21 protein-coding genes and 2 tRNA genes are annotated in these 22364 nt (G+C 31.7%); 21 read left to right on the top strand and 2 right to left on the bottom strand.

What is annotated here, in order from left to right; translation table 11 throughout:
* Both CD116_RS13780 and cshA read left to right on the top strand, forming a co-directional pair.
* On the top strand, positions 1-207 hold a 207-nt coding region (locus CD116_RS13780), incomplete at its 5' end, for a hypothetical protein (protein WP_206168532.1).
* Between the two features lie 274 nt (positions 208-481).
* Positions 482-2002, top strand: a complete 1521-nt coding sequence (gene cshA / locus CD116_RS11185; protein ID WP_047427863.1) for a degradosome RNA helicase CshA — start codon at positions 482-484, stop codon at positions 2000-2002.
* Positions 2003-2337: 335 nt separating this feature from the next.
* Here the strand turns inward: cshA and CD116_RS11180 are convergent, their stop codons facing one another.
* Positions 2338-3033, bottom strand: coding sequence for a response regulator transcription factor (locus CD116_RS11180; RefSeq protein WP_047427860.1), 696 nt, complete (start codon positions 3031-3033; stop codon positions 2338-2340).
* Positions 3033-5690, bottom strand: coding sequence for a sensor histidine kinase (locus tag CD116_RS11175; protein ID WP_047550959.1), 2658 nt, complete (start codon positions 5688-5690; stop codon positions 3033-3035). Before CD116_RS11175 ends, CD116_RS11180 begins: the two co-directional genes overlap by 1 nt.
* A 165-nt stretch (positions 5691-5855) precedes the next feature.
* Here CD116_RS11175 and kdpF point away from each other — a divergent pair, with 165 nt between their 5' ends.
* The 19 genes from kdpF (at position 5856) to CD116_RS11075 (ending at position 22301) form a co-directional block, all read left to right on the top strand.
* Positions 5856-5936: a K(+)-transporting ATPase subunit F gene (gene kdpF, locus CD116_RS11170; protein WP_047550956.1), complete on the top strand. Its 81-nt coding sequence runs from the start codon at positions 5856-5858 to the stop codon at positions 5934-5936.
* A 20-nt stretch (positions 5937-5956) separates the two neighbouring features.
* On the top strand, positions 5957-7636 hold the full coding sequence (gene kdpA, locus CD116_RS11165) for a potassium-transporting ATPase subunit KdpA (RefSeq protein WP_047550953.1): 1680 nt from the start codon (positions 5957-5959) through the stop codon (positions 7634-7636).
* A gap of 18 nt (positions 7637-7654) precedes the next feature.
* Positions 7655-9682, top strand: a complete 2028-nt coding sequence (kdpB, locus tag CD116_RS11160; RefSeq protein WP_047550950.1) for a potassium-transporting ATPase subunit KdpB — start codon at positions 7655-7657, stop codon at positions 9680-9682.
* 20 nt (positions 9683-9702) lie between these two features.
* Positions 9703-10263, top strand: coding sequence for a K(+)-transporting ATPase subunit C (gene kdpC / locus CD116_RS11155; RefSeq protein WP_047550947.1), 561 nt, complete (start codon positions 9703-9705; stop codon positions 10261-10263).
* A gap of 242 nt (positions 10264-10505) precedes the next feature.
* The gene (locus CD116_RS11150) at positions 10506-10985 is read left to right on the top strand and encodes a PH domain-containing protein (protein WP_047550944.1); all 480 of its coding nucleotides are present in this window, start codon (positions 10506-10508) and stop codon (positions 10983-10985) included.
* Complete coding sequence (locus tag CD116_RS11145; RefSeq protein ID WP_047550940.1) at positions 10978-12570, top strand: PH domain-containing protein; 1593 nt, start codon at positions 10978-10980, stop codon at positions 12568-12570. Before CD116_RS11150 ends, CD116_RS11145 begins: the two co-directional genes overlap by 8 nt.
* Entirely contained in the window at positions 12557-13060 is a 504-nt protein-coding gene (locus tag CD116_RS11140) for a PH domain-containing protein (RefSeq protein WP_047427849.1), read from the top strand. Before CD116_RS11145 ends, CD116_RS11140 begins: the two co-directional genes overlap by 14 nt.
* Positions 13061-13063: 3 nt before the next feature.
* Positions 13064-13423 (top strand): holo-ACP synthase, encoded by a 360-nt coding sequence (gene acpS / locus CD116_RS11135; protein ID WP_047427846.1) that lies wholly within the window; start codon positions 13064-13066, stop codon positions 13421-13423.
* A 68-nt stretch (positions 13424-13491) separates the two neighbouring features.
* Complete coding sequence (gene alr, locus CD116_RS11130) at positions 13492-14640, top strand: alanine racemase (protein ID WP_047550937.1); 1149 nt, start codon at positions 13492-13494, stop codon at positions 14638-14640.
* Positions 14641-14724: 84 nt separating this feature from the next.
* Positions 14725-14895: a type II toxin-antitoxin system antitoxin MazE gene (gene mazE, locus CD116_RS11125; RefSeq protein ID WP_000948331.1), complete on the top strand. Its 171-nt coding sequence runs from the start codon at positions 14725-14727 to the stop codon at positions 14893-14895.
* Positions 14892-15254: a type II toxin-antitoxin system PemK/MazF family toxin gene (locus tag CD116_RS11120; RefSeq protein ID WP_047427839.1), complete on the top strand. Its 363-nt coding sequence runs from the start codon at positions 14892-14894 to the stop codon at positions 15252-15254. Before mazE ends, CD116_RS11120 begins: the two co-directional genes overlap by 4 nt.
* Before the next feature lie 347 nt (positions 15255-15601).
* Entirely contained in the window at positions 15602-16603 is a 1002-nt protein-coding gene (locus tag CD116_RS11110; protein ID WP_000390825.1) for a SpoIIE family protein phosphatase, read from the top strand.
* A 116-nt stretch (positions 16604-16719) separates the two neighbouring features.
* The gene (locus CD116_RS11105) at positions 16720-17046 is read left to right on the top strand and encodes an anti-sigma factor antagonist (protein ID WP_047427835.1); all 327 of its coding nucleotides are present in this window, start codon (positions 16720-16722) and stop codon (positions 17044-17046) included.
* A 1-nt stretch (position 17047) separates the two neighbouring features.
* Positions 17048-17527: an anti-sigma B factor RsbW gene (rsbW, locus tag CD116_RS11100; protein ID WP_001190826.1), complete on the top strand. Its 480-nt coding sequence runs from the start codon at positions 17048-17050 to the stop codon at positions 17525-17527.
* Entirely contained in the window at positions 17502-18272 is a 771-nt protein-coding gene (gene sigB, locus CD116_RS11095; protein WP_047427832.1) for an RNA polymerase sigma factor SigB, read from the top strand. The genes rsbW and sigB overlap by 26 nt, the downstream gene beginning before the upstream one ends.
* Positions 18273-18689: 417 nt before the next feature.
* Positions 18690-20840, top strand: a complete 2151-nt coding sequence (locus tag CD116_RS11090) for a Tex family protein (RefSeq protein WP_047550934.1) — start codon at positions 18690-18692, stop codon at positions 20838-20840.
* Positions 20833-21288: a SprT family protein gene (locus tag CD116_RS11085; protein WP_047550931.1), complete on the top strand. Its 456-nt coding sequence runs from the start codon at positions 20833-20835 to the stop codon at positions 21286-21288. The genes CD116_RS11090 and CD116_RS11085 overlap by 8 nt, the downstream gene beginning before the upstream one ends.
* An 834-nt stretch (positions 21289-22122) precedes the next feature.
* Positions 22123-22205, top strand: a tRNA-Leu gene (locus CD116_RS11080).
* A 22-nt stretch (positions 22206-22227) separates the two neighbouring features.
* Positions 22228-22301, top strand: a tRNA-Gly gene (locus tag CD116_RS11075).
* The last annotated feature ends 63 nt before the right edge of the window (positions 22302-22364 follow it).

The following is a 22364-nucleotide window of genomic DNA, read 5'->3' as shown; positions in this document are numbered from 1 at the left end:
CCCAACATAGAAGCTGGCGAAAAGTCAGCTTACAATAATGTGCAAGTTGGGGTGGGACGACGAAATGAATTTTGCGAAAATATCATTTCTGTCCCACTCCCATCTAATTTTAGTAATAAGTTGAATTTAAATGATCATTTATATAGGAAGTATTTTGATTTTATAATGCGTCTTTGTAAAAAGAAACGTGTATCATTAGGTATTTAAATTAAAATTTGATTCAGAATTGCAACGACATGCTTATGTTATAAAAAAATTTTTATAATGATTTATTCGAATTATGAGTAACGCTTACATCACACTTAATGCTAGCTTTTTGACAAAAATATGACAATCAATTAATGTGTTTCTGCTAAATATTCGCAAATTGCTTTATTGCGATTAAATTTTTTTGGTGGTACTATATAGAAGTTGATGAAATATTAATGAACTTATATGCAAAAGTATATTGAGAAATAAACAGGTAAAAAGGAGAATTATTTTGCAAAATTTTAAAGAACTAGGGATTTCGGATAATACGGTTCAGTCACTTGAATCAATGGGATTTAAAGAGCCGACACCTATCCAAAAAGACAGTATCCCTTATGCGTTACAAGGAATTGATATCCTTGGACAAGCTCAAACCGGTACAGGTAAAACAGGAGCATTCGGTATTCCTTTAATTGAAAAAGTAGTAGGGAAACAAGGGGTTCAATCGTTAATTTTAGCACCTACAAGAGAATTGGCAATGCAGGTAGCTGAACAATTAAGAGAATTTAGCCGTGGACAAGGTGTCCAAGTTGTTACTGTATTCGGTGGTATGCCTATCGAACGCCAAATTAAAGCCTTGAAAAAAGGGCCACAAATCGTAGTCGGAACACCTGGACGTGTTATCGATCATTTAAACCGTCGTACTTTGAAAACTGATGGTATCCATACATTAATTTTAGACGAAGCAGATGAAATGATGAACATGGGATTCATCGACGATATGAGATTTATTATGGATAAAATTCCTGCTGCGCAACGTCAAACAATGCTATTCTCAGCAACTATGCCTAAAGCAATTCAAGCTTTAGTGCAACAATTCATGAAGTCACCTAAAATTATTAAGACAATGAATAATGAAATGTCAGATCCACAAATCGAAGAATTCTATACAATTGTTAAAGAATTAGAGAAATTTGATACATTTACAAATTTCCTAGATGTTCATCAACCAGAATTAGCAATCGTATTTGGACGTACAAAACGTCGTGTTGATGAGTTAACAAGTGCTTTGATTTCTAAAGGCTATAAAGCTGAAGGATTACATGGTGATATCACACAAGCGAAACGTTTAGAAGTATTAAAGAAATTCAAGAATGACCAAATCAATATTTTAGTCGCTACAGATGTAGCAGCAAGAGGACTAGATATTTCTGGTGTAAGTCATGTTTATAACTTTGATATTCCTCAAGATACTGAAAGCTATACACACCGTATTGGTCGTACTGGTCGTGCTGGTAAAGAAGGTATCGCGGTTACTTTTGTAAATCCAATCGAGATGGATTACATTAGACAAATCGAAGATGCAAACGGTAGAAAAATGAGTGCATTACGTCCACCACACCGCAAAGAAGTACTTCAAGCACGTGAAGATGATATTAAAGAAAAAGTTGAAAACTGGATGTCAAAAGCCACAGAATCACGTTTAAAACGTATTTCAACTGAATTATTAAATGAATATAACGATGTTGATTTAGTTGCTGCACTTTTACAAGAGTTAGTAGAAGCAAACGACGAAGTTGAAGTTCAATTAACTTTTGAAAAACCATTAGCTCGTAAAGGCCGTAATGGTAAACCAAGTGGTTCTCGTAACAGAAACAACAAACGTGGTAACCATAAATTTGACGGTAAGAGTAAACGTTCAAAAGGTTACTCAAGCAAGAAAAAAGGCAACAAAAAATTCGACCGCAAAGACAACAATAGTGGTGGAAGTAGACCTATGAAAGGTCGCACATTTGCTGACCATCAAAAATAATAAATTGATTAAGAGCTCTAAGATGTCATATCTTGAGCTCTTTTTTTATATTCAAAATTAAAAAATTGGGCTCTATGTCAAATTAGACTGATGAAAAGCAAAAAATTTACCATCAGTCCAATTTATAGTTCGATTTAATTATTGTTCAAAAGATTTGGCGAAATTGACTGAGAACTCGAATTAATGGAAATTCTTAAAGTTTTATTTCGACTAATAACAAGCTTCTTTTCAGTAGAAATGAATTATAAATATTAGGATAATTTTACATCAGAATTAATGGATATAAAAAAGGCACTGCAAATCTATTTTAATGGCAGTGACCTTATCAAATTAAATTATTTGTCTTTCCATTGCAACATTTGATAGCCGATACGTGGATGTGTTTTGATAATATCTTTAGCATCTGTATGGCATTGAGCAAGTTTTTGTCTTAATGAAGTCATATGGACGCGTAAGCTAGGCATTTCAGTTTTATTTACATAACCATAAATACGTTTAAGTATCATTTCGTATGTTAGCACTTTTCCTTTATGTTTGGATAACAATTCTAGCAAACTAAATTCATTTGGTGTCAAATGAACTTCTTGGTTATTGATAATAACTGATTTGGAATCAAAGTCAATGATTAGTAAACCGTTTGTAAAAATAATATTAGTTTCTTGATTAGATTTGGCAATTCTTTCAATAACTCTAATTCTTGCACGGAGTTCATCAACGTTAAATGGCTTTGTCATATAGTCATTTGCACCATTATCTAATGCTTGAATAATGGTTTGTTCCTCTTGTCTAGCACTTATCACAATAATAGGAATATCTGTATGCTGTCTAATCTCAGCAATTAAGCATAAACCATCTTTATCTGGTAATCCTAAGTCTAATAATATTATATTTGGTTTATCAATTTGAATTTTAAAATGTGCACTTTTGGCATTTTCGGCTGTAGTTACAGTGTAATAATCTAAAGTTAGAGCGACATCGAGTAAATGTGTAATTGCATGATCATCTTCAATAATTAATATTTTAGATTGCATTATACGTCTCCTTCACTAAAATCTAAATCAATATTGAAATAAAATATACTGCCATGTGGTTGATTCATTTTATATTGTAAAGTTGAATAATGTTTATGTAGTATAGTCTGGACTAAATATAGACCCAGACCCATACTTTCTTTTTGGTTATCTTTAAAATGTTTATTCGCACCAGTATAAAAAGGTTCAAAAATCTTTTGTTGTTCTTGTACACTTATACCTGGACCTTCATCAATAACAGAAAATTGAACTTGTTTATCGTTGGGTCTATGAATACATAATTTAATAGTCGTGTTGGACGACGAATGTTTTATTGCATTTTCAATTAAATTAAATATTGCTTGAAGTATTAATTTACTGTCAATTCTCACAAAATGTAAATCTTCAGTTAATGAGATTGTTACATCAACTTTTAAATGACGACGTTTTATTATAGTATCAATTTCCTCTACTAATTCGCTTACTAAATATGGTTGCAATTTGATATGAACATTAGAAGATTGTAATCGAGTTAGAGACAATATATTGGTTACTAAATGGTATAAATATTGACTTTCTTGATAACTGTTTAATAATAATTGGTGTTGTTCTTTGAACGGCATTAGTTTATTATGTGTCATTAAAATATCTAAATTCCCCATAATGGTTGTTAAAGGTGTACGTATATCATGAGAAATTGAGCGCAAAAAATTAGAATGTGTGAGTTGACGCTCAGCTTGTAACATAGACTCTCTCGTTTGTTTTAATAATGTCACATTCTCAACTGCTAAGGACAGTTCGTTTAACATAGATTCAAGTATGGATGCATCATAAGGATCGATTGTTTGTGATTGTTGACAATTTATTGCTACTACACCTTTGATAGGGGAAGTACCTATCGGGATGAACCATTGATTAATGCCTGGAAAGGTATCTGTTGTTGCACCTGCTTGCCTTTCGTTTTTGATAACCCAACCTAACACTTGGCTATAATGTTTGTTTTTATAGTCGACGTCATGTTGCAATGACATTGTTTTACTGACTTTAGCATCATCGATTACGTAAATTGTAATTGATTGCTGCAATAATTGATGAATTTGATGTCCAGCATTTACCAATAAATCTTTTACTGTATATGTCTGTTTAATCGAATCATTAAATTGTAATAATAAATCTGTTCGATAGAGTTGCTTTTTAGTAATTGAATACTGAAATTTAATTTGTTTTAATAAAGCGCTCGTTAAAAGACTAGTTAAAATACTGACAATAAATGTAATTGGATAATCAAAGCGATATACTTCAAACGTAAATCTCGGTTCTGTAAAAAAGTAATTAAAAACAAAGACATTTAGTATTGCCGCTAAAAATCCAATCATATACGATTGTGTCCAAATTGATACTAATATGATGCCGATTAGGAAGAGCATTAAGATAATAGTACTGGATTCATGTTTTTCAAGCTCGTACACCCATAAACCCATTAATATGCAAATCAATTGAATTAGAAGCATTTTTAACATATCTTTAGCGAAGCGTTTACTTTTAGGGCGATAAGGTATTTTATTCGTATTTAACGCGACAGAAATTTGTTTAATAGGAACAATTTCGATTTTATAGTGATGATCAAACGACATTAAGCGATCAATCAAAGGTGTATTAAAAAAGTCTACCCATTTATTTCTAATATGTTGTCCAATAATTAATTTAGTAACATTTTGATTTTTGCACCATTCGTCTAAACCTGATGCAACGCTTTGACTATAAACAACCTTTACTTTAGCTCCTAATGATTTAGCTAGCATAAGATGACGATGAACATGCTTTTGACTATCATAGTGCTGCCTATTTTTTTCGAAAATATCTATATAAATAGCTGTAAACTTTGCATGTTCTTTTTGAGCAATATGAAAAGCCTCTTTTATAACCGCTTCATTATAAATACTGCCACTAATAGCTACAGCGATATGTGGTGTCATAACCGATTTATGATTATGACATAAGTTTTCCTTATCACTCATTAAATCAGCTACAGTGCGCAGCGTTAGCGTTCTCAGTTCACTCAAGTGTTCATAAGTGAAAAAATTGCTAAATGCAACTTCAAGACGATCTTTTTTATATACTTTTCCAGCTTTTAACCTTTTTATTAATTGGTTAGGTGAAATATCTACCACTTCTAAGACATCTGCGCCGATTATAAAATAATCAGGTACACGTTCTTTTACTTGGACACCAGTCATCAGTTCGATTTGGCTACTCAAGCTTTCGATATGTTGAATATTTAATGTTGTATGCACATCTATGCCATGGTTTAGAATTTCTTCAATATCCATGTATCGTTTTTCATGGCGCTCTCTTGATATATTTGTGTGCGCTAACTCATCTATTAGAACAATCGTCGGCGCTTCTTCAATAATACAATCTATATTCAAATATTGAACCCTATGGCTACCATGATTTGTAATTTTAGTTGTGATTTTGGGTAATTTTTTTGCTAATGCTTCGGTTTCACGACGTTGATGTGGTTCGATATATCCAATTTTTATATCAACACCATTTTGATATAAATCAATCGCATTCGATAGCATTTCAAACGTTTTACCAACACCAGGACTATAACCTATATAGATAGTTAGAGACCCACGCTTCTTTCCTATATTTAGCGATTCAGTGTTCGTCATAACCTCACCTCGATAGCAATATCATAATATTCTTCACAATTAAATGCTATAAAATTTATTTCTGTAAGAGTATCTTAATGAATTCTTAATAACTAAGTTTGAAAATTAATATTTTACTCATAAACATCTTGTTACGATGTGAATGGGTTTAAGGAGGTCAGATCCATGATTATCAGTTTGATTTTAGTTGTTATCGCATTATTGATGTACTTATTTTATGCCTTAATTCGCAGTGAAAAATTTTAAAAACGTGTTAGGTGAGAACTATGGTAGAAATAATTTTATTCTTAGTAATAATAATTTTTATTGCTTATGTATTTAGTAAATATCTTTATCGTGTGGCATTAATTCAATCAACATTTGCAGATGGGATATTTAGAAATTTTGAAAATGTATGTTTTAAAATAATTGGAACAGATTTAGAGCATATGTCAGCTAAAAAGTACTTAAAGCACTTTTTGTCATTTAATGCATTAATGGGTGTATTTGCATTTGCATTGTTGTTAACGCAACAGTGGCTTATTTTAAATCCAAATCATAATTTGAATCAGTCGTTTACTTTAGCGTTTAATACGGCAGTATCATTTTTAACAAATACTAATTTGCAACATTATAATGGCGAAGTTGGAGTTACATATTTAACGCAAATGATTGTTATGACTTATTTAATGTTTACATCAAGTGCATCAGGTTATGCCGTATGCATTGCAATGTTGCGTCGGTTAACGGGTTTGACTGATATTATAGGAAATTTCTATCAGGATATTGTTAGATTTATAGTGCGTGTATTATTACCAATATCTTTTTTACTAAGTATTTTATTAATGATTCAAGGAGTACCACAAACATTGCGTGGCAATTTAATAATTTACACATTAAGTGGGCAAATACAACATATTGCTATAGGACCAATAGCTTCACTTGAGTCTATTAAACACCTTGGTACTAATGGTGGAGGATTTTTAGGAGGCAATGCATCTACACCTTTTGAAAATCCAAATATATGGAGTAATTTTATTGAAATGGGCAGTATGATGTTACTCCCCTTAGCAATATTATTTTTATTTGGCCGTATGTTGACTAAAAATGGTAGACGCGTACATCGTCATGCGTGGGTATTATTTGTGACAATGTTTATCATTTTTATTGGTGGAATAATTTTAACGCTATGGAGTGAGTACCAGGGTAATCCACTTTTTTATCATTTAGGTATTCATGGAGCTAATTTTGAAGGCAAAGAGGTACGATTTGGCATTGGATTATCGTCAGTATTTACGATTATAACGACAGCTTTTACTACAGGATCTGTTAATAACATGCACGACAGTTTAACGGCATTAGGTGGTTTAGGGCCAATGATATTTATGATGTTAAATATTGTATTTGGTGGAGAAGGTGTGGGGTTAATGAATCTATTAATCTACGTGTTGTTAACTGTATTTATTTGCAGTTTGATGGTTGGAAAAACACCAGAATATTTAAATATGCCCATCGGAGGTAGGGAGATGAAATGCATAGTGTTAGCATTTCTCATTCATCCAATTTTAATATTAGTTTTCTCTGCACTCGTCTATGTCATTCCTGGTGTTAGTGATAGTATAACGAATCCATCATTTCATGGCATATCTCAAGTGCTTTATGAAATGACATCTGCATCTGCAAATAATGGCTCAGGATTTGAAGGGTTAAAGGATAATACACCGTTTTGGAATATTTCAACAGGTATCATTATGATATTTGCAAGATATGTACCAATTATCTTGCAATTGATGATTGCGTCTAGTCTAGTTAGGAAAAAATCTTACCATCAAGAAAAGTATACGATTGCGATTGATAAACCTTATTTTGGTGTATCACTTGTTGTCTTTATTATTTTACTTAGTGGATTAACATTTATTCCTGTGTTACTTCTCGGTCCTATCGGTGAATTTTTAACTTTAAAATAATGAAAAGGATGGAAATATATGCATCATGTATATAAATATAATAATCATACAATGTTAATAGAAGCGATTAAAATGAGTGTCATAAAGTTAAATCCTAAACTGTTGGTTAAAAATCCAATCATGTTTGTTGTAGAAATAGGAATGGTTTTGATGTTGATACTCATATGTTTCCCCGATGTTTTTGGACAAAGTCAGTTGTCGAGAGGTTATCTAATTACAATTTGTACCATCTTATTATTAACAATCTTATTTGCGAATTTTTCTGAAGCGATTGCTGAAGGTAGAGGCAAGGCGCAAGCAGATAGTTTACGAAAAACGCAATCAAATTTGACTGCGCGTGTCATAGACTCGAATGGTCTATTTAAAATTGTGAATGCTTCTGATTTAAAAAAAGGACAACATATACGAGTTGAAAATGGAGAGACTATTCCTGCTGATGGTGTAGTCATTAATGGTTTAGCTACTGTAGATGAGTCTGCTATTACTGGTGAATCTGCACCTGTCATTAAAGAATCCGGTGGAGATTTTTCTGGTGTAATTGGCGGAACTGTTGTAAATTCTGACTGGTTGGAGATACGTGTTGAAAGTGAAACTGGGACATCATTTTTAGATAAAATGATTGCACTAGTAGAACGTGCTGAAAGGACTAAAACACCAAATGAAATTGCCTTATTTACATTATTAACGACGCTAACCATAATTTTCCTAGTCGTTATTGCTACATTGTATCCGATTGCAGGACATTTACATGTAATCTTACCAATAGCCATGCTTATTGCCTTAACTGTTTGTTTAATACCGACAACAATTGGTGGGCTGTTGTCTGCTATTGGCATTGCAGGGATGGATAGGGTTACCCAGTTTAATGTTTTGGCAAAAAGTGGTCGCGCTGTTGAAGTATGCGGTGATGTAGATGTTATGATTTTAGATAAGACTGGCACAATTACTTATGGAAATCGAATTGCCAGTGCATTTTTACCGGTGAATGAACATTTAAAAATCAAGTTGATTACAGCAGCATATATGTCATCGTTATATGATGACACTCCAGAAGGTAAAAGTATTGTAACTTTAGCGAAGGACATGCTTAGAGGTAATTTGCCCGCACAAATTGATGGTACATACAAACCTTTTACAGCTGAAACTAGAATGAGTGGCATTGTAACGAATGGCATATCTATTTTTAAAGGTGCGCCTGATAGTATGATTAAACTTATAAAGCAGCAACAAGGTATTATTCCACCTAATATAGAAATATTGTGTAGCAATGTATCTAGCAAAGGTGGTACGCCATTAATTGTCGTAGAGGAAAACGTTATGCTTGGAGTTATTCATTTGAAAGATATGATTAAGGAAGGTTTGGTTGAACGTTTTGCCGAGTTACGTGAAATGGGCATTGAAACAGTTATGTGTACAGGTGATAATGCATTAACTGCTGCAACTATAGCTAAAGAAGCTGGTGTAGATAGATTTATAGCAGAATGTAAGCCTGAAGATAAGATAAAAGTAATAAAAGGTGAACAAGAAAAAGGTCATATCGTAGCAATGACGGGGGACGGCACCAATGATGCACCAGCATTAGCTCAGGCAAATATAGGGTTAGCAATGAATTCTGGAACGATAAGTGCCAAAGAAGCGGCAAACCTTATTGATTTAGATTCGAACCCAACAAAAATAATCGAAGTCGTTAAAATTGGGAAGCAATTGTTAATGACAAGAGGATCATTAACAACATTCAGTTTAGCGAATGATATTGCAAAATATTTTGCAATCTTACCAGCTCTTATGATGTCGACGATACCTGAAATGTCTCGATTAAACTTAATGCAATTATCATCACCACAGTCAGCTATTATTTCAGCATTGTTATTTAATGCATTAATTATTGTTGCTTTAATACCAGTTGCGATGAAAGGTGTAAAAGTAAAGAGTCATTCAATAGATTGGGTTTTCATAAATAATATGATGACCTATGGTTTAGGTGGCATAATCATTCCATTCGTAGGCATTAAAGTAATAGATTTAATTGTACAATTTTTTGTGTGAAAAGGAGTGGTAATAAGCAAATGAGAGCACTTCGAAGTAGTATATGTTTAACGATGATAACTGTGATTTTATGTGGTATTTTATATCCACTAACTTTGACCTTGATTGGCCAGTTATTTTTTCAGCAACAAGCTAATGGCAGTTTAATTATGTATGATCACCGTGTCGTAGGATCAAAAATTGTTGGGCAATTATGGACGGGGGATTACTATTTTCATGGGCGTCCAAGCGCTGTTGATTATAATATAAATCCTGGAAAAATTTATAAAACTGGAGTGTCTTCTGGAGGGACTAACGAATCTAATAGTAATGAGAAATTAATGGAACGAGTGAAACAACTTATTGAAAATGATAAAGGAAACATAGCAGTAGATGCTATTACAAGTTCAGGATCAGGTTTGGATCCACATATTACTGTTGAAAATGCACGCAAACAAGCACAACGTATTGCGAATGCGCGACACATATCTATGACAAAAGTAATTGATTTGATTAATCGTAATAAGCGACGGGGTGTATTAACATATGACTATGTAAACGTTTTAGAGCTCAATATTACACTAGATAAATTGAAGAGATGAATTTAGTTACAAGACATCATGATTACCTTCATAACGGTCATGGTGTCTTTTTTAATCGTCAATATTTTAAGTTGCAGCACAAATGATGTTAATTTATGCACTTTTTATTTTAATTTTCAACCCATATAAATTTAATAGGCAAATTAGCCTCAATTTCCTCATATGCTATAATTAGCAACATATAAAAATAAAAATGGATAGAAATTAAATTTATAGATTCTTGATTATTAGGAGTGTGACATATGTCTAATCAACTTATAAAGTCTAAAAGTCCTAAGCAGGCATTGCTATATTATTATTTTACAAATGGCTTAGAATTTTTGTTAAGTGCTATTATATATGCCATTTTCTATATAGTATGGTTAAAGTTTGAATGGTCACAGTATTTACTTTATATTTTGTTTGCTTTTTGTACTTTTACGGTTTTAAAATTAATTATTAAACCATTATGGCAATATCACTGTTATTACTATCAAGTAGATCAATCAAGTATTCAGTATCGTACATCTTTTTTAATATATAAAGAAGAAACGAGTCGAATAGAACGATTGCAATATTTGTCGATTAAATCTAATCCATTAAGTCAAATGCTTAATTTGTATAAAGTTGAATTTGTGACAGCTGGTCATTCAATTCGATTACCAATGATGTCAGCTAATGATGTTAAAATCATCGAAGAACAAATTCTGTCAAATTTGAAAGGGGTTGAAAGTGATGTCTAAACCTCAAAAGCTACATCCAATTTCATATTTTAACGGTTTGATTAATGCGATTAAACAAAATATTGTTGTTTTTATTATCTTCATCTTCTTTCAATTAAAAGATTTTGATTTTTCTAATCCAGCATCATATACATGGTTAGGTATTGTATTAGTTTTCTTTTTATTATCATACATTCCTCAAATTATCCGAATTATGAATACACGCTATTGGATTGAGAATAATACTTTTATTTTGACAACAGGCCTTTTTAATAAGAAGCGTAAAGAATTAAATATTAAACGCATCCAGTCTATCGATATGTCACAAGGGGTTGTCAATCAAATTATAGGTGGTGTGGATTTACAAATTAAAACACCAAGCGATGGCATCGTATTAAGCGTAATATCAAAGAAACAAGGCGAATATCTTGAAAACTATATTGACCAATTACAATCAGAATTAAAACAAGAAGAACTTCAAATTCAAAATGAAGAAAAAACAACGAATAACTCGGTCATTGACCAACGAGTTGAGAAAAATGAAACAGAAATAGCGGTTAGCGATTTAGATGGAGCATCGTATTCAAGCTCAACTATTATTGACAAAACTAAACGCATTCCTGTATATCAAATGAGATTTAAAGAATTATTATTTATGGCAATGACCAGTGGTGCCATCGGTGTTACATTAGCAGCTTTAGTTCCAGTTTATGGCGCTGTAAGAGAGTTAATTCCATGGTCAAAACTTAGTTATCAAATTAGTCAATTGGTTCAATTTATAAGTATCACTATTTTGATTATCATTTTACTAGTGTTATTAGTGGCGTATATTATCGGTACTATAATTACCATGATAAGATTTTATGGCTTCACAGTTATGCTGGAAAATGAACAACTTAAAATTGAATATGGTTTCATTAATAAGAAAAGAATGACTGTACCAACGAAAAGATTGCAAGCTGTTGTTGAGCGTCAGTCGCATATACGAAAATTATTTGGCTATACAGCAATACATTTTATAATTACTAGCGATTTCGAAAACAAAAAACTAGACGATGATGAAAATGATGCTGGTAGTGTGACGATTTTGCCGTTTATTAAACGGGACAAAGCGTATCAAATCATCCAAAATTTAATACCAAATTTATCCTATCAACAAGTAAATGAAGGTATGCCTTTGTCAGGCTTTCACAGACATATTTTAATACCAAGCACTATTGTAATTTCTATGGCTGCAATTGGCTGGTATTTTTGGAATCAATTATTATGGTTATTTATGATAGTAAGTATACTGATTATTGGTCTACTTGTTCTTAAAGGATATCTTTATGTCAAACATGCAGGTTTTAAAATGACTGAAGATCAAATGACTATACAAAATTTCGAGTTATTTAAACGAAATATTTATTATTTTAAAGAAAATCATATTTTAGGATTTGATACATGGCAACACCCACTGCTTAAAAGCAACAGTTTAAGTAATTTTAATTTCATTATTGCTAAAGGTATGTCAAATGAGTCAATTAATCTTAAATATGCTCGTAGTGAAGACGTGCAAATGTTGAAGTTATGGTATTTGAGAGGTGAAAAGAATGGAGCATTATAATTTTATGTCACCATATGCTAAAAAAGTGATGAGGTTAAGTGCTATACTAGTTTGGGTACCAATTACGCTTTTACTTTTAATAGCATTTAATATTTTAAATTGGCTATTTTGGCAGATTATAGATACTTATATATCTATTACTAGTAGTATAATTATCATCTTACTAGTAGCTATTTTTACGATTATCATCGCGCCATTCTATCGATATAAGCATTGTCGATACGCAATTGAAGAGCACCATTTGCGCGTTCGAAACGGCATCTTATTTTGGGATGAAAAGGTGATACCATATTTTCGTATTCAAAATATAGACATTGATATTGGGCCAATAATGAAGAATTACCGTTTAGCTACTTTAACACTCTACACAGCAGGTGGTACAGCAAAAATTTCATTAATTGATAGAAGCGAAGCACGTAAATTAAAAAAATGGTTAAATAATGAGATGCATTTAGAAAAAATAAATGAGTATAATAAAAATGAGGAATAATCAATGATACATGGTATTGGTATAGATTTAATCGAAATTGAACGAATTAAAGTGTTATACGATAAGCAACCAAAACTTGTTGACCGAATTTTAACTGAAAATGAACAGCGTAAATTCTATGGTTTTACACATGAACAACGAAAAATTGAATTTTTGGCGGGAAGGTTTGCGACTAAAGAAGCATTTAGCAAAGCCTTAGGCACTGGTTTAGGAAAACATGTAGCCTTTAATGATATAGACTGTTATAACGATGAACTTGGGAAGCCGAACATTGACTATGAAGGTTTCGTCGCTCACGTGAGTATTTCGCATACTGAACATTACGCGGTGAGTCAAGTCATTTTAGAAAAAGAAGAGTCTTAAGATTAAAAAATAAGACTTTTAATTTAGCATTGGATTGGAAACAAGCGGATTATATTGGAGGAACTAATATGTCAGATAAATACTATAGATCTGCGTATATGAATGTAGATTTAAATGCTGTAGTAGCGAATTTTAAAGTATTCAGTACATTACATCAAAATAAAACGATTATGGCTGTCGTAAAAGCAAATGCCTACGGGTTAGGTAGCGTTAAAGTTGCACGCCATTTAATGGAACATGGTGCGACATTTTTTGCAGTGGCTACCTTAGATGAAGCGATAGAACTAAGAATGCATGGAATAACTGCTAAAATTTTAGTTTTAGGTGTACTACCTACTAAAGATATCGATAAAGCTATACAACATCGTGTTGCCTTAACAGTTCCATCTAAGCAATGGTTAAAAGAAGCGATTAAAAACATTTCTGGAGAGCAACAGAAAAAATTATGGTTGCATATTAAATTAGATACGGGCATGGGAAGATTAGGTATAAAGGATATAAAATCATATCAAGAAGTAATCGAAATTATTCAACAATATGATCAACTAGTTTATGAAGGTGTCTATACTCATTTTGCGTGTGCAGATGAACCTGGTGATATGACAAATGAACAGTATCAACGCTTTAAAGATATGGTTAACGAGGCCGTTAAACCTGAGTATATTCATTGTCAAAATTCAGCCGGTGCATTATTAATGGATTGTCAATTTTGCAATGCTGTAAGACCAGGAATCTCATTATATGGTTACTACCCTTCAGAATATGTAAGACAAAAAGTTAAAGTACATTTGAAACCAAGCGTTCAATTAATTGCAAATGTAGTACAAACAAAAACATTACAAGCGGGAGATTCTGTAAGTTATGGTGCAACATATACTGCTACAGAACCTACGACAATAGCTTTATTGCCAATCGGGTATGCTGATGGTTATCTACGTATAATGCAAGGTAGTTTTGTAAATGTGAATGGATACCAATGTGAAGTCGTCGGCAGAGTGTGTATGGATCAAACAATTGTTAAAGTGCCTGAACAAGTGAAACCAGGCGATTCAGTTATTTTAATAGACAATCATAGAGATAGTCAGCAAGCTGTTGAAGTTGCAGCTGAAAAGCAACATACAATTAATTATGAGGTACTTTGCAACTTATCTAGACGCTTACCTCGTATATATCATGACAATGATCAAGTTTTTGTAACAAATGAATTGTTAAAATAATATGGTCAGTGCATATAAAATTTGTTATTATTAGAGTAATTAAAGGTCATTTAATAACTTTTGGAATCAATTGGAGGTTCTCATATGTTATCTTTTAGTCAAAATAGAAGTCATAGCTTAGAACAATCTTTAAAAGAAGGATATTCACAAATGGCTGATTTAAATCTCTCCCTAGCGAACGAAGCTTTTCCAATAGAGTGTGAAGCATGCGATTGCAACGAAACATATTTATCTTCTAATTCAACGAATGAATGATTAAACGAGGAGATGTTTATTTAGCAGATTTATCACCAGTACAGGGATCTGAACAAGGGGGAGTCAGACCTGTAGTCATTATTCAAAATGACACTGGTAATAAATATAGTCCTACAGTTATTGTTGCGGCAATAACTGGTAGGATTAATAAAGCCAAAATACCGACCCATGTAGAGATTGAAAAGAAAAAATATAAACTGGATAAAGATTCAGTTATATTATTAGAACAAATTCGTACACTTGATAAAAAACGTTTAAAAGAAAAACTGACGTACTTATCAGACAACAAAATGAAAGAAGTAGATAATGCACTAATGATTAGTTTAGGGCTAAACACAATGGCTCATCAGAAAAATTAGGCGTCTATTATATGTATTTTTCAGAGATAAATAAAATATTGATATAAAAGACAATAACTTTATAATAATTATAACTATTGCTGTGTTCATGGAACAAAATGTTTTTAGAAATAAAGACATTAGTAATTTTCAGTTATGATATTCATATTTTTTATTATAAAAGGATGTCTTAAGTTTTTTAGGCTTTAGGTATTCCATCCTAAAGTTTTTTTTAGCTTAAATGTGTCATTCACAGTAAAATTGTAGACGACAATTGTAAATGTGCAATTAATTAAAGTTAATACGTGAATCATAATTATTCTTGCTCAAGCGTTTGCTTTGTAAGGGAAGTGAGGAGGCAACTAATCGTGGAAGAGTTTAAACAACATTATAAAGGTTTAATAGATGAAAGTTTGACTTGCCAAGATAAGGCTGAATTGATAAAGAAGTGTGAAAAATATACTGATGAAGTTATTCGTAAAGATGTTTTGCCTGAAGACATTGTAGATATACACAAAAACTATATACTGACATTAAATTTAACGCGTGAAGATGTTTTCAAGACATTAGATGTTTTACAAGAAATCGTTAAAGGCTTTGGATATAGTTACCGAGATTATCAAAGATTAGTAGATAAACTCCAAGTTCACGATAAAGAAATAGACTTAGCTTCTAGCTTGCAACAAACGATGCTTAAAACAGATATCCCACAATTTGATAGTATTCAAATTGGTGTTATTTCAGTAGCAGCACAAAAGGTTAGTGGTGATTATTTCAACTTAATCGATCATAACGATGGTACGATGAGCTTTGCTGTTGCAGATGTTATTGGAAAAGGGATACCAGCTGCTTTAGCGATGAGTATGATTAAATTCGGCATGGATTCATATGGACATTCACAATTGCCTAGTGATGGCTTGAAACGTTTAAATAGGGTAGTTGAAAAAAATATTAATCAAAATATGTTTGTAACAATGTTTTACGGATTGTATGAAGAAATGAATCATTTACTGTATTGTAGTTCTGCAGGTCATGAACCAGGTTATATTTATCGCGCTGAAAAAGAAGAATTTGAAGAAATTTCAGTTAGAGGTAGAGTTTTAGGAATTAGTTCTCAAACACGATATCAACAACAAGAAATTCCAATATATCTTGACGATTTGATTATCATTTTAACGGATGGTGTTACAGAAGCGAGAAATAGTGAAGGTACATTTATAGATAAACAAAGACTTTTAGAATATATAAAAAAACATAAACATATGCATCCACAAGATATTGTTCAAATTATCTATGAAGCAATTTTAAAACTTCAAAATCCGCATAAAAAAGATGACATGACCATTTTGATTATAAAAAGAGTAAATTAATCTTAAAAAGAAGATTAGAAATTATTTCAATGGGTATATAATAATTTGAAATATTTATGGTGAATACAACACTTAAAATGAAGTTAAATATATTTAATAAGTAGGAGTGTAACGAAATGAATCTTAATATAGAAACAACCACTCAAGATAAATTTTACGAAGTTAAAGTCGGTGGAGAATTGGATGTTTATACTGTGCCTGAATTAGAAGAGGTTTTAACACCTATGCGCCAGGATGGAACTCGTGACATTTACGTTAACTTAGAAAATGTAAGTTATATGGATTCAACAGGATTAGGTTTATTCGTAGGTACCTTAAAAGCATTAAATCAAAATGATCAAGAGTTATACATTTTAGGTGTGTCAGATCGTATCGGTAGACTATTTGAAATTACTGGTCTAAAGGATTTAATGCATGTTAATGAAGGAACGGAGGTCGAATAACATGCAATCGAAAGAAGATTTTATCGAAATGCGCGTACCAGCGTCAGCAGAATATGTAAGTTTAATTCGTTTAACACTTTCTGGCGTGTTTTCGAGAGCTGGTGCTACATATGATGATATTGAAGATGCCAAGATTGCAGTGAGTGAAGCTGTTACAAATGCAGTGAAACATGCATATAAAGAAAAAAATAGTATTGGTATCATAAACATATACTTTGAAATTTTGGAAGATAGAATTAAAATTGTAATTTCTGATAAAGGAGATAGTTTTGATTACGAAACTACTAAATCTAAAATAGGCCCATACGATAAAGATGAAAATATAGATTTTTTACGTGAGGGTGGATTAGGTTTATTTTTAATAGAATCCTTAATGGATGAAGTGACAGTATATAAAGAATCTGGTGTGACAATCAGTATGACTAAGTATATTAAAAAAGAGCAGGTGCGAAATAATGGCGAAAGAGTCGAAATCAGCTAATGAAGTTTCACCTGAGCAAATTAACCAGTGGATTAAAGAACACCAAGAACATAAGAATACAGATGCTCAAGACAAATTAGTTAAACATTATCAAAAACTAATTGAATCACTAGCATATAAATATTCTAAAGGACAATCACATCATGAAGATTTAGTTCAAGTTGGTATGGTTGGTTTAATAGGTGCCATAAATAGATTCGATATGTCCTTTGAACGGAAGTTTGAAGCCTTTTTAGTACCTACTGTAATCGGTGAAATTAAAAGATATTTACGAGACAAAACATGGAGTGTCCATGTTCCAAGACGTATTAAAGAAATAGGACCTAGAATAAAGAAGGTTAGCGATGAACTAACGACAGAATTAGAACGTTCGCCTTCGATTAGTGAAATAGCTGATCGTTTAGAAGTTTCAGAAGAAGAAGTACTCGAAGCAATGGAAATGGGACAAAGTTACAACGCATTAAGTGTCGATCATTCTATAGAAGCGGATAAAGATGGATCAACAGTTACTTTGTTAGATATTATGGGCCAACAAGACGACCATTATGATTTAACTGAAAAACGCATGATACTTGAAAAAATCTTACCGATATTATCTGATCGTGAGCGAGAGATTATTCAATGCACGTTTATTGAGGGCTTAAGTCAAAAAGAAACTGGTGAACGTATCGGTCTAAGTCAAATGCATGTATCAAGACTGCAAAGAACAGCAATTAAGAAATTACAAGAAGCAGCACATCAATAATTTTTTGTATTATTGATGTGTTTTATCATGAAAAATTCATATAAATACCTTTTGATTAGAATTTAAGAATCAAGAGGTATTTTTTTTATTAGATAGTTTTTTAAATGAGTATATGAGGAAGATATATTGATCCTAAATGTTATAACATGCTGTTAATATTATAGGTGACATTGTAATATGTCATTTTCAAAGTGTTATTTAAGTGAAATCATCTGATACTGCTTTAAGTAATAGTAAGAAAATTGATGCGAAAGTTTTTTCAATAACTAAAGAATGAATTTAAATATGTTTTGATTCAATATTTTAAATTTTAGAGATTTGGATTTGAAAGTTGTAAATAACACCTTAATTCGATTGAGCTTTTGGATAATATGTTAAAATGAATGAGTAAATTTTAGAAAAGTGTGGGTTTAGTAAATGGACAATCAATTGATTAATTCAATTATAGAGAAATATCAATTTAGTAAAAAACAAATTGAAGCGGTACTAACATTACTTGAAGAAAAAAATACAGTACCATTTATTGCGAGATATAGAAAAGAACAAACAGGAGGCCTAGATGAAGTTCAAATAAAGCAAATTGATGACGAATATCAATACATGGTCAATTTACAAAAACGTAAAGAAGAAGTAATCAAAAATATAGAACAACAAGGATTACTTACTGAAGATTTGAAGAAAGATATTTTAAAACAGAATAAATTGCAACGAGTAGAAGACTTATATCGACCTTTTAAACAAAAGAAAAAGACAAGAGCAACTGAGGCGAAACGTAAGGGTTTAGAGCCATTGGCTATTTGGATGAAAGGGCGAAAACATGATATATCTATTACTGAAAAAGCACAACAATACCTAACTGAAGAAGTTAAAGTTGTTGAAGATGCTATAAAAGGCGCGCAAGATATAATTGCAGAATTGATTTCAGATAATCCCAAATATAGAGCTAAAATATTAAAAGATATGTATCACCAAGGTGTGTTAACTACATCTAAAAAGAAAAATGCTGAAGATGAAAAAGGTATTTTTGAAATGTATTATGAATACAGTGAGCCGATAAAACGTATCGCAAATCATAGAGTATTAGCTGTAAACCGTGGTGAAAAAGAGAAAGTCTTATCTGTTAAGTTTGAGTTTGATACCACTTCAGTAGAAGATTTCATTGCGCGTCAAGAAATCAATCAAGAAAATATGAATCGTAGTTATATTTTGGATGCGATTAAGGATAGTTTGAAACGTTTAATTGTACCTTCAATTGAGAGAGAAATTCATGCTGATTTAACTGAAAAAGCTGAAAACCATGCAATTGATGTATTTAGTGAGAATTTAAGGAATTTATTATTGCAACCGCCAATGAAAGGTAAACAAATATTAGGTGTCGATCCTGCGTTTAGAACAGGTTGCAAATTAGCAGTCATAAATCCATTTGGTACTTTTATAGCAAAAGGTGTGATTTATCCACATCCCCCTGTATCAAAAAAAGAAGCAGCAGAGAAAGATTTTGTACAAATGGTTAAGGCGTATGATGTACAATTAATCGCAATCGGTAATGGCACAGCAAGTCGAGAAACAGAACAATTTGTTGCGGACACTATTAAAAAGTATGTATTGCCAGTACAATTCATTATTGTTAATGAAGCAGGAGCTTCAGTATATTCAGCATCAGAAATTGCTAGAGATGAATTTCCGGATTTTCAAGTTGAAGAGAGAAGCGCAGTATCAATTGGAAGACGTGTACAAGATCCGTTAAGTGAATTAGTTAAGATTGATCCTAAATCAATAGGTGTCGGTCAGTATCAGCACGATGTTAATCAGAAATCATTAGAAAATGCATTAACTTTCGTTGTTGAAACAGCAGTTAACCAAGTAGGCGTGGATGTGAATACAGCATCGTCCTCATTATTACAATATGTTTCAGGTTTAAGTTCACAAATTGCTAAAAATATCATTGAATATAGAGAAGAAAATGGTGCAATCAAACATAATAGAGAATTAAGCAAGATTAAACGTTTAGGGGCAAAAACATTCGAGCAAAGTATCGGATTTTTAAGGATTGTAGATGGTAATGAGCCATTGGATAATACATCAATTCATCCAGAAAGCTATAAAGTAACTTATCAGTTATTAGATAAACTCGGATTTGGTGGCAACGATTTAGGTAGTGATGCATTAAAAGATAAATTAAAATCATTGGATATGGATGAGCTGTCGGTTGAATTACAGGTCGGTATACCTACATTAGAGGATATTATTAAATCATTGAAAGCACCTAATCGAGATCCAAGGGACGAGTTTGAAACACCAATCCTTAAATCAGATGTACTATCAATTGAAGATTTAAAAGAAGGTATGAAATTAAGCGGGACAGTTCGAAATGTAGTAGATTTTGGAGCGTTTGTTGATATTGGTGTTAAGCAAGATGGTCTTGTGCATGTTTCGAAGTTGTCTAAAAAATTTGTAAAAAATCCAATGGATATAGTAAGCGTTGGTGATATTGTTGACGTTTGGATTTATAGTATCGATAAAAATAAAGATAAAGTATCATTAACAATGATTGATCCACATGAATAATGAAACGTTGCAACAAATGGTTGAAAAGCTTTCTGAAGAAAAGTTTGGACGTAAGTTTCAGAATCAAGCATATTTTAATAACAAGTTACGTACAACAGGTGGCCGTTATCTTTTAAAGTCACATGATATAGAAATTAATCCTAAGCAATTTGAACATTATGGCACAGATGCTGTTGTAAAAATTATATTGCATGAACTGTGTCATTATCATTTGCATATTGCTGGTAAAGGGTATCAACATAAAGATCAAGATTTTAAACATTTGAGTAAGCAAGTAGGTGCACCAAGGTTTTGTAATAGTACTGAAAGCTATCAAAAACGTGCTAATTATGAATATTATTGTACTAAATGTCATACAAAATATTTAAGAATCCGTAAAGTTGATACAAAACGAATGCGTTGTGGGCATTGCAATGGACATTTAAGATTAAAAAAACATTTGAAGTAATAATAAGGTGAATATAACTCTTGAGACTATATAATGTATTATTTCAATTCTGAGGAACATACGTAGAGAGTATAGCAATAAAATAATGCGTCGTTTGATTCTTAAATATTTCAACTATAACTATGTCATACTGAGTAACTAACCTTTGAAACCAAGATTATCGTAATTTGATACTACGTTAATCTTGGTTTTTTTGGTAGAGATTAATATAGAAATAATTATTAAAAATACATAGTGACTTAATGGGGGGTGAATGTATTAAGAGGTAATTTATTGTAAACATTAAAAGAAATAATCATAATAATAGGTATTTAAAGGGAGTTTTGAAATAAAGGATGATAATGATTTGTAAATGTATGACTTCTAAATAAAACTGTTAAAAGTCAATTCTTAAGTTGTTGAGCAAATTCATTTGGAGGTTTTTAGTTTAAATGAGTAGAAATTTTAGTGCATTTAAGGGATAAATTATATGTAAACTTTACTAAATTAAAGCTTTAAAGTGTTATAAAAGATAATTATACAATTTTAGAGTTGATTTTGTTGAAGTTTTCTATTGACTGAATGACATATAGTTAGTATGATTAAACACGTTCCTTAAAAAAGAACGAATTAAATAACATCTCATTTAAACAGATGATTATTATAAAAATAAGTTATAAAATGTATTGACAATAAGTTTTAAATGTTTTAGAATAAATAACGTTGTGTTAACAACTGATAACGCAAATTAATTTAATGTAAAAAAATGATTAAAAGTTATTGACAAATATTTCGAAACGTAATATAATAAATATCGTTCTGAAAAAATGAAAGTTGCTTTAAGTGCCTTTATCCGCGGTCGTGGCGGAATGGCAGACGCGCTAGGTTGAGGGCCTAGTGGGAGAAATCCCGTGGAGGTTCAAGTCCTCTCGGCCGCATCACAATTACTTAATTAAATAAGCGGGTGTAGTTTAATGGCAAAACCTCAGCCTTCCAAGCTGATGTTGTGGGTTCGATTCCCATCACCCGCTCCATAGATGAATTTAATGAACATTGAAAACTGAATGACAATATGTCAACGTTAATTCCAAAAACGT

It is taken from the genome of Staphylococcus schweitzeri (genome assembly GCF_002902405.1).
In the GTDB taxonomy this organism is placed as follows: Bacteria; Bacillota; Bacilli; order Staphylococcales; family Staphylococcaceae; genus Staphylococcus; species Staphylococcus schweitzeri.
This window is presented reverse-complemented; position numbering and strand designations above follow the sequence as displayed.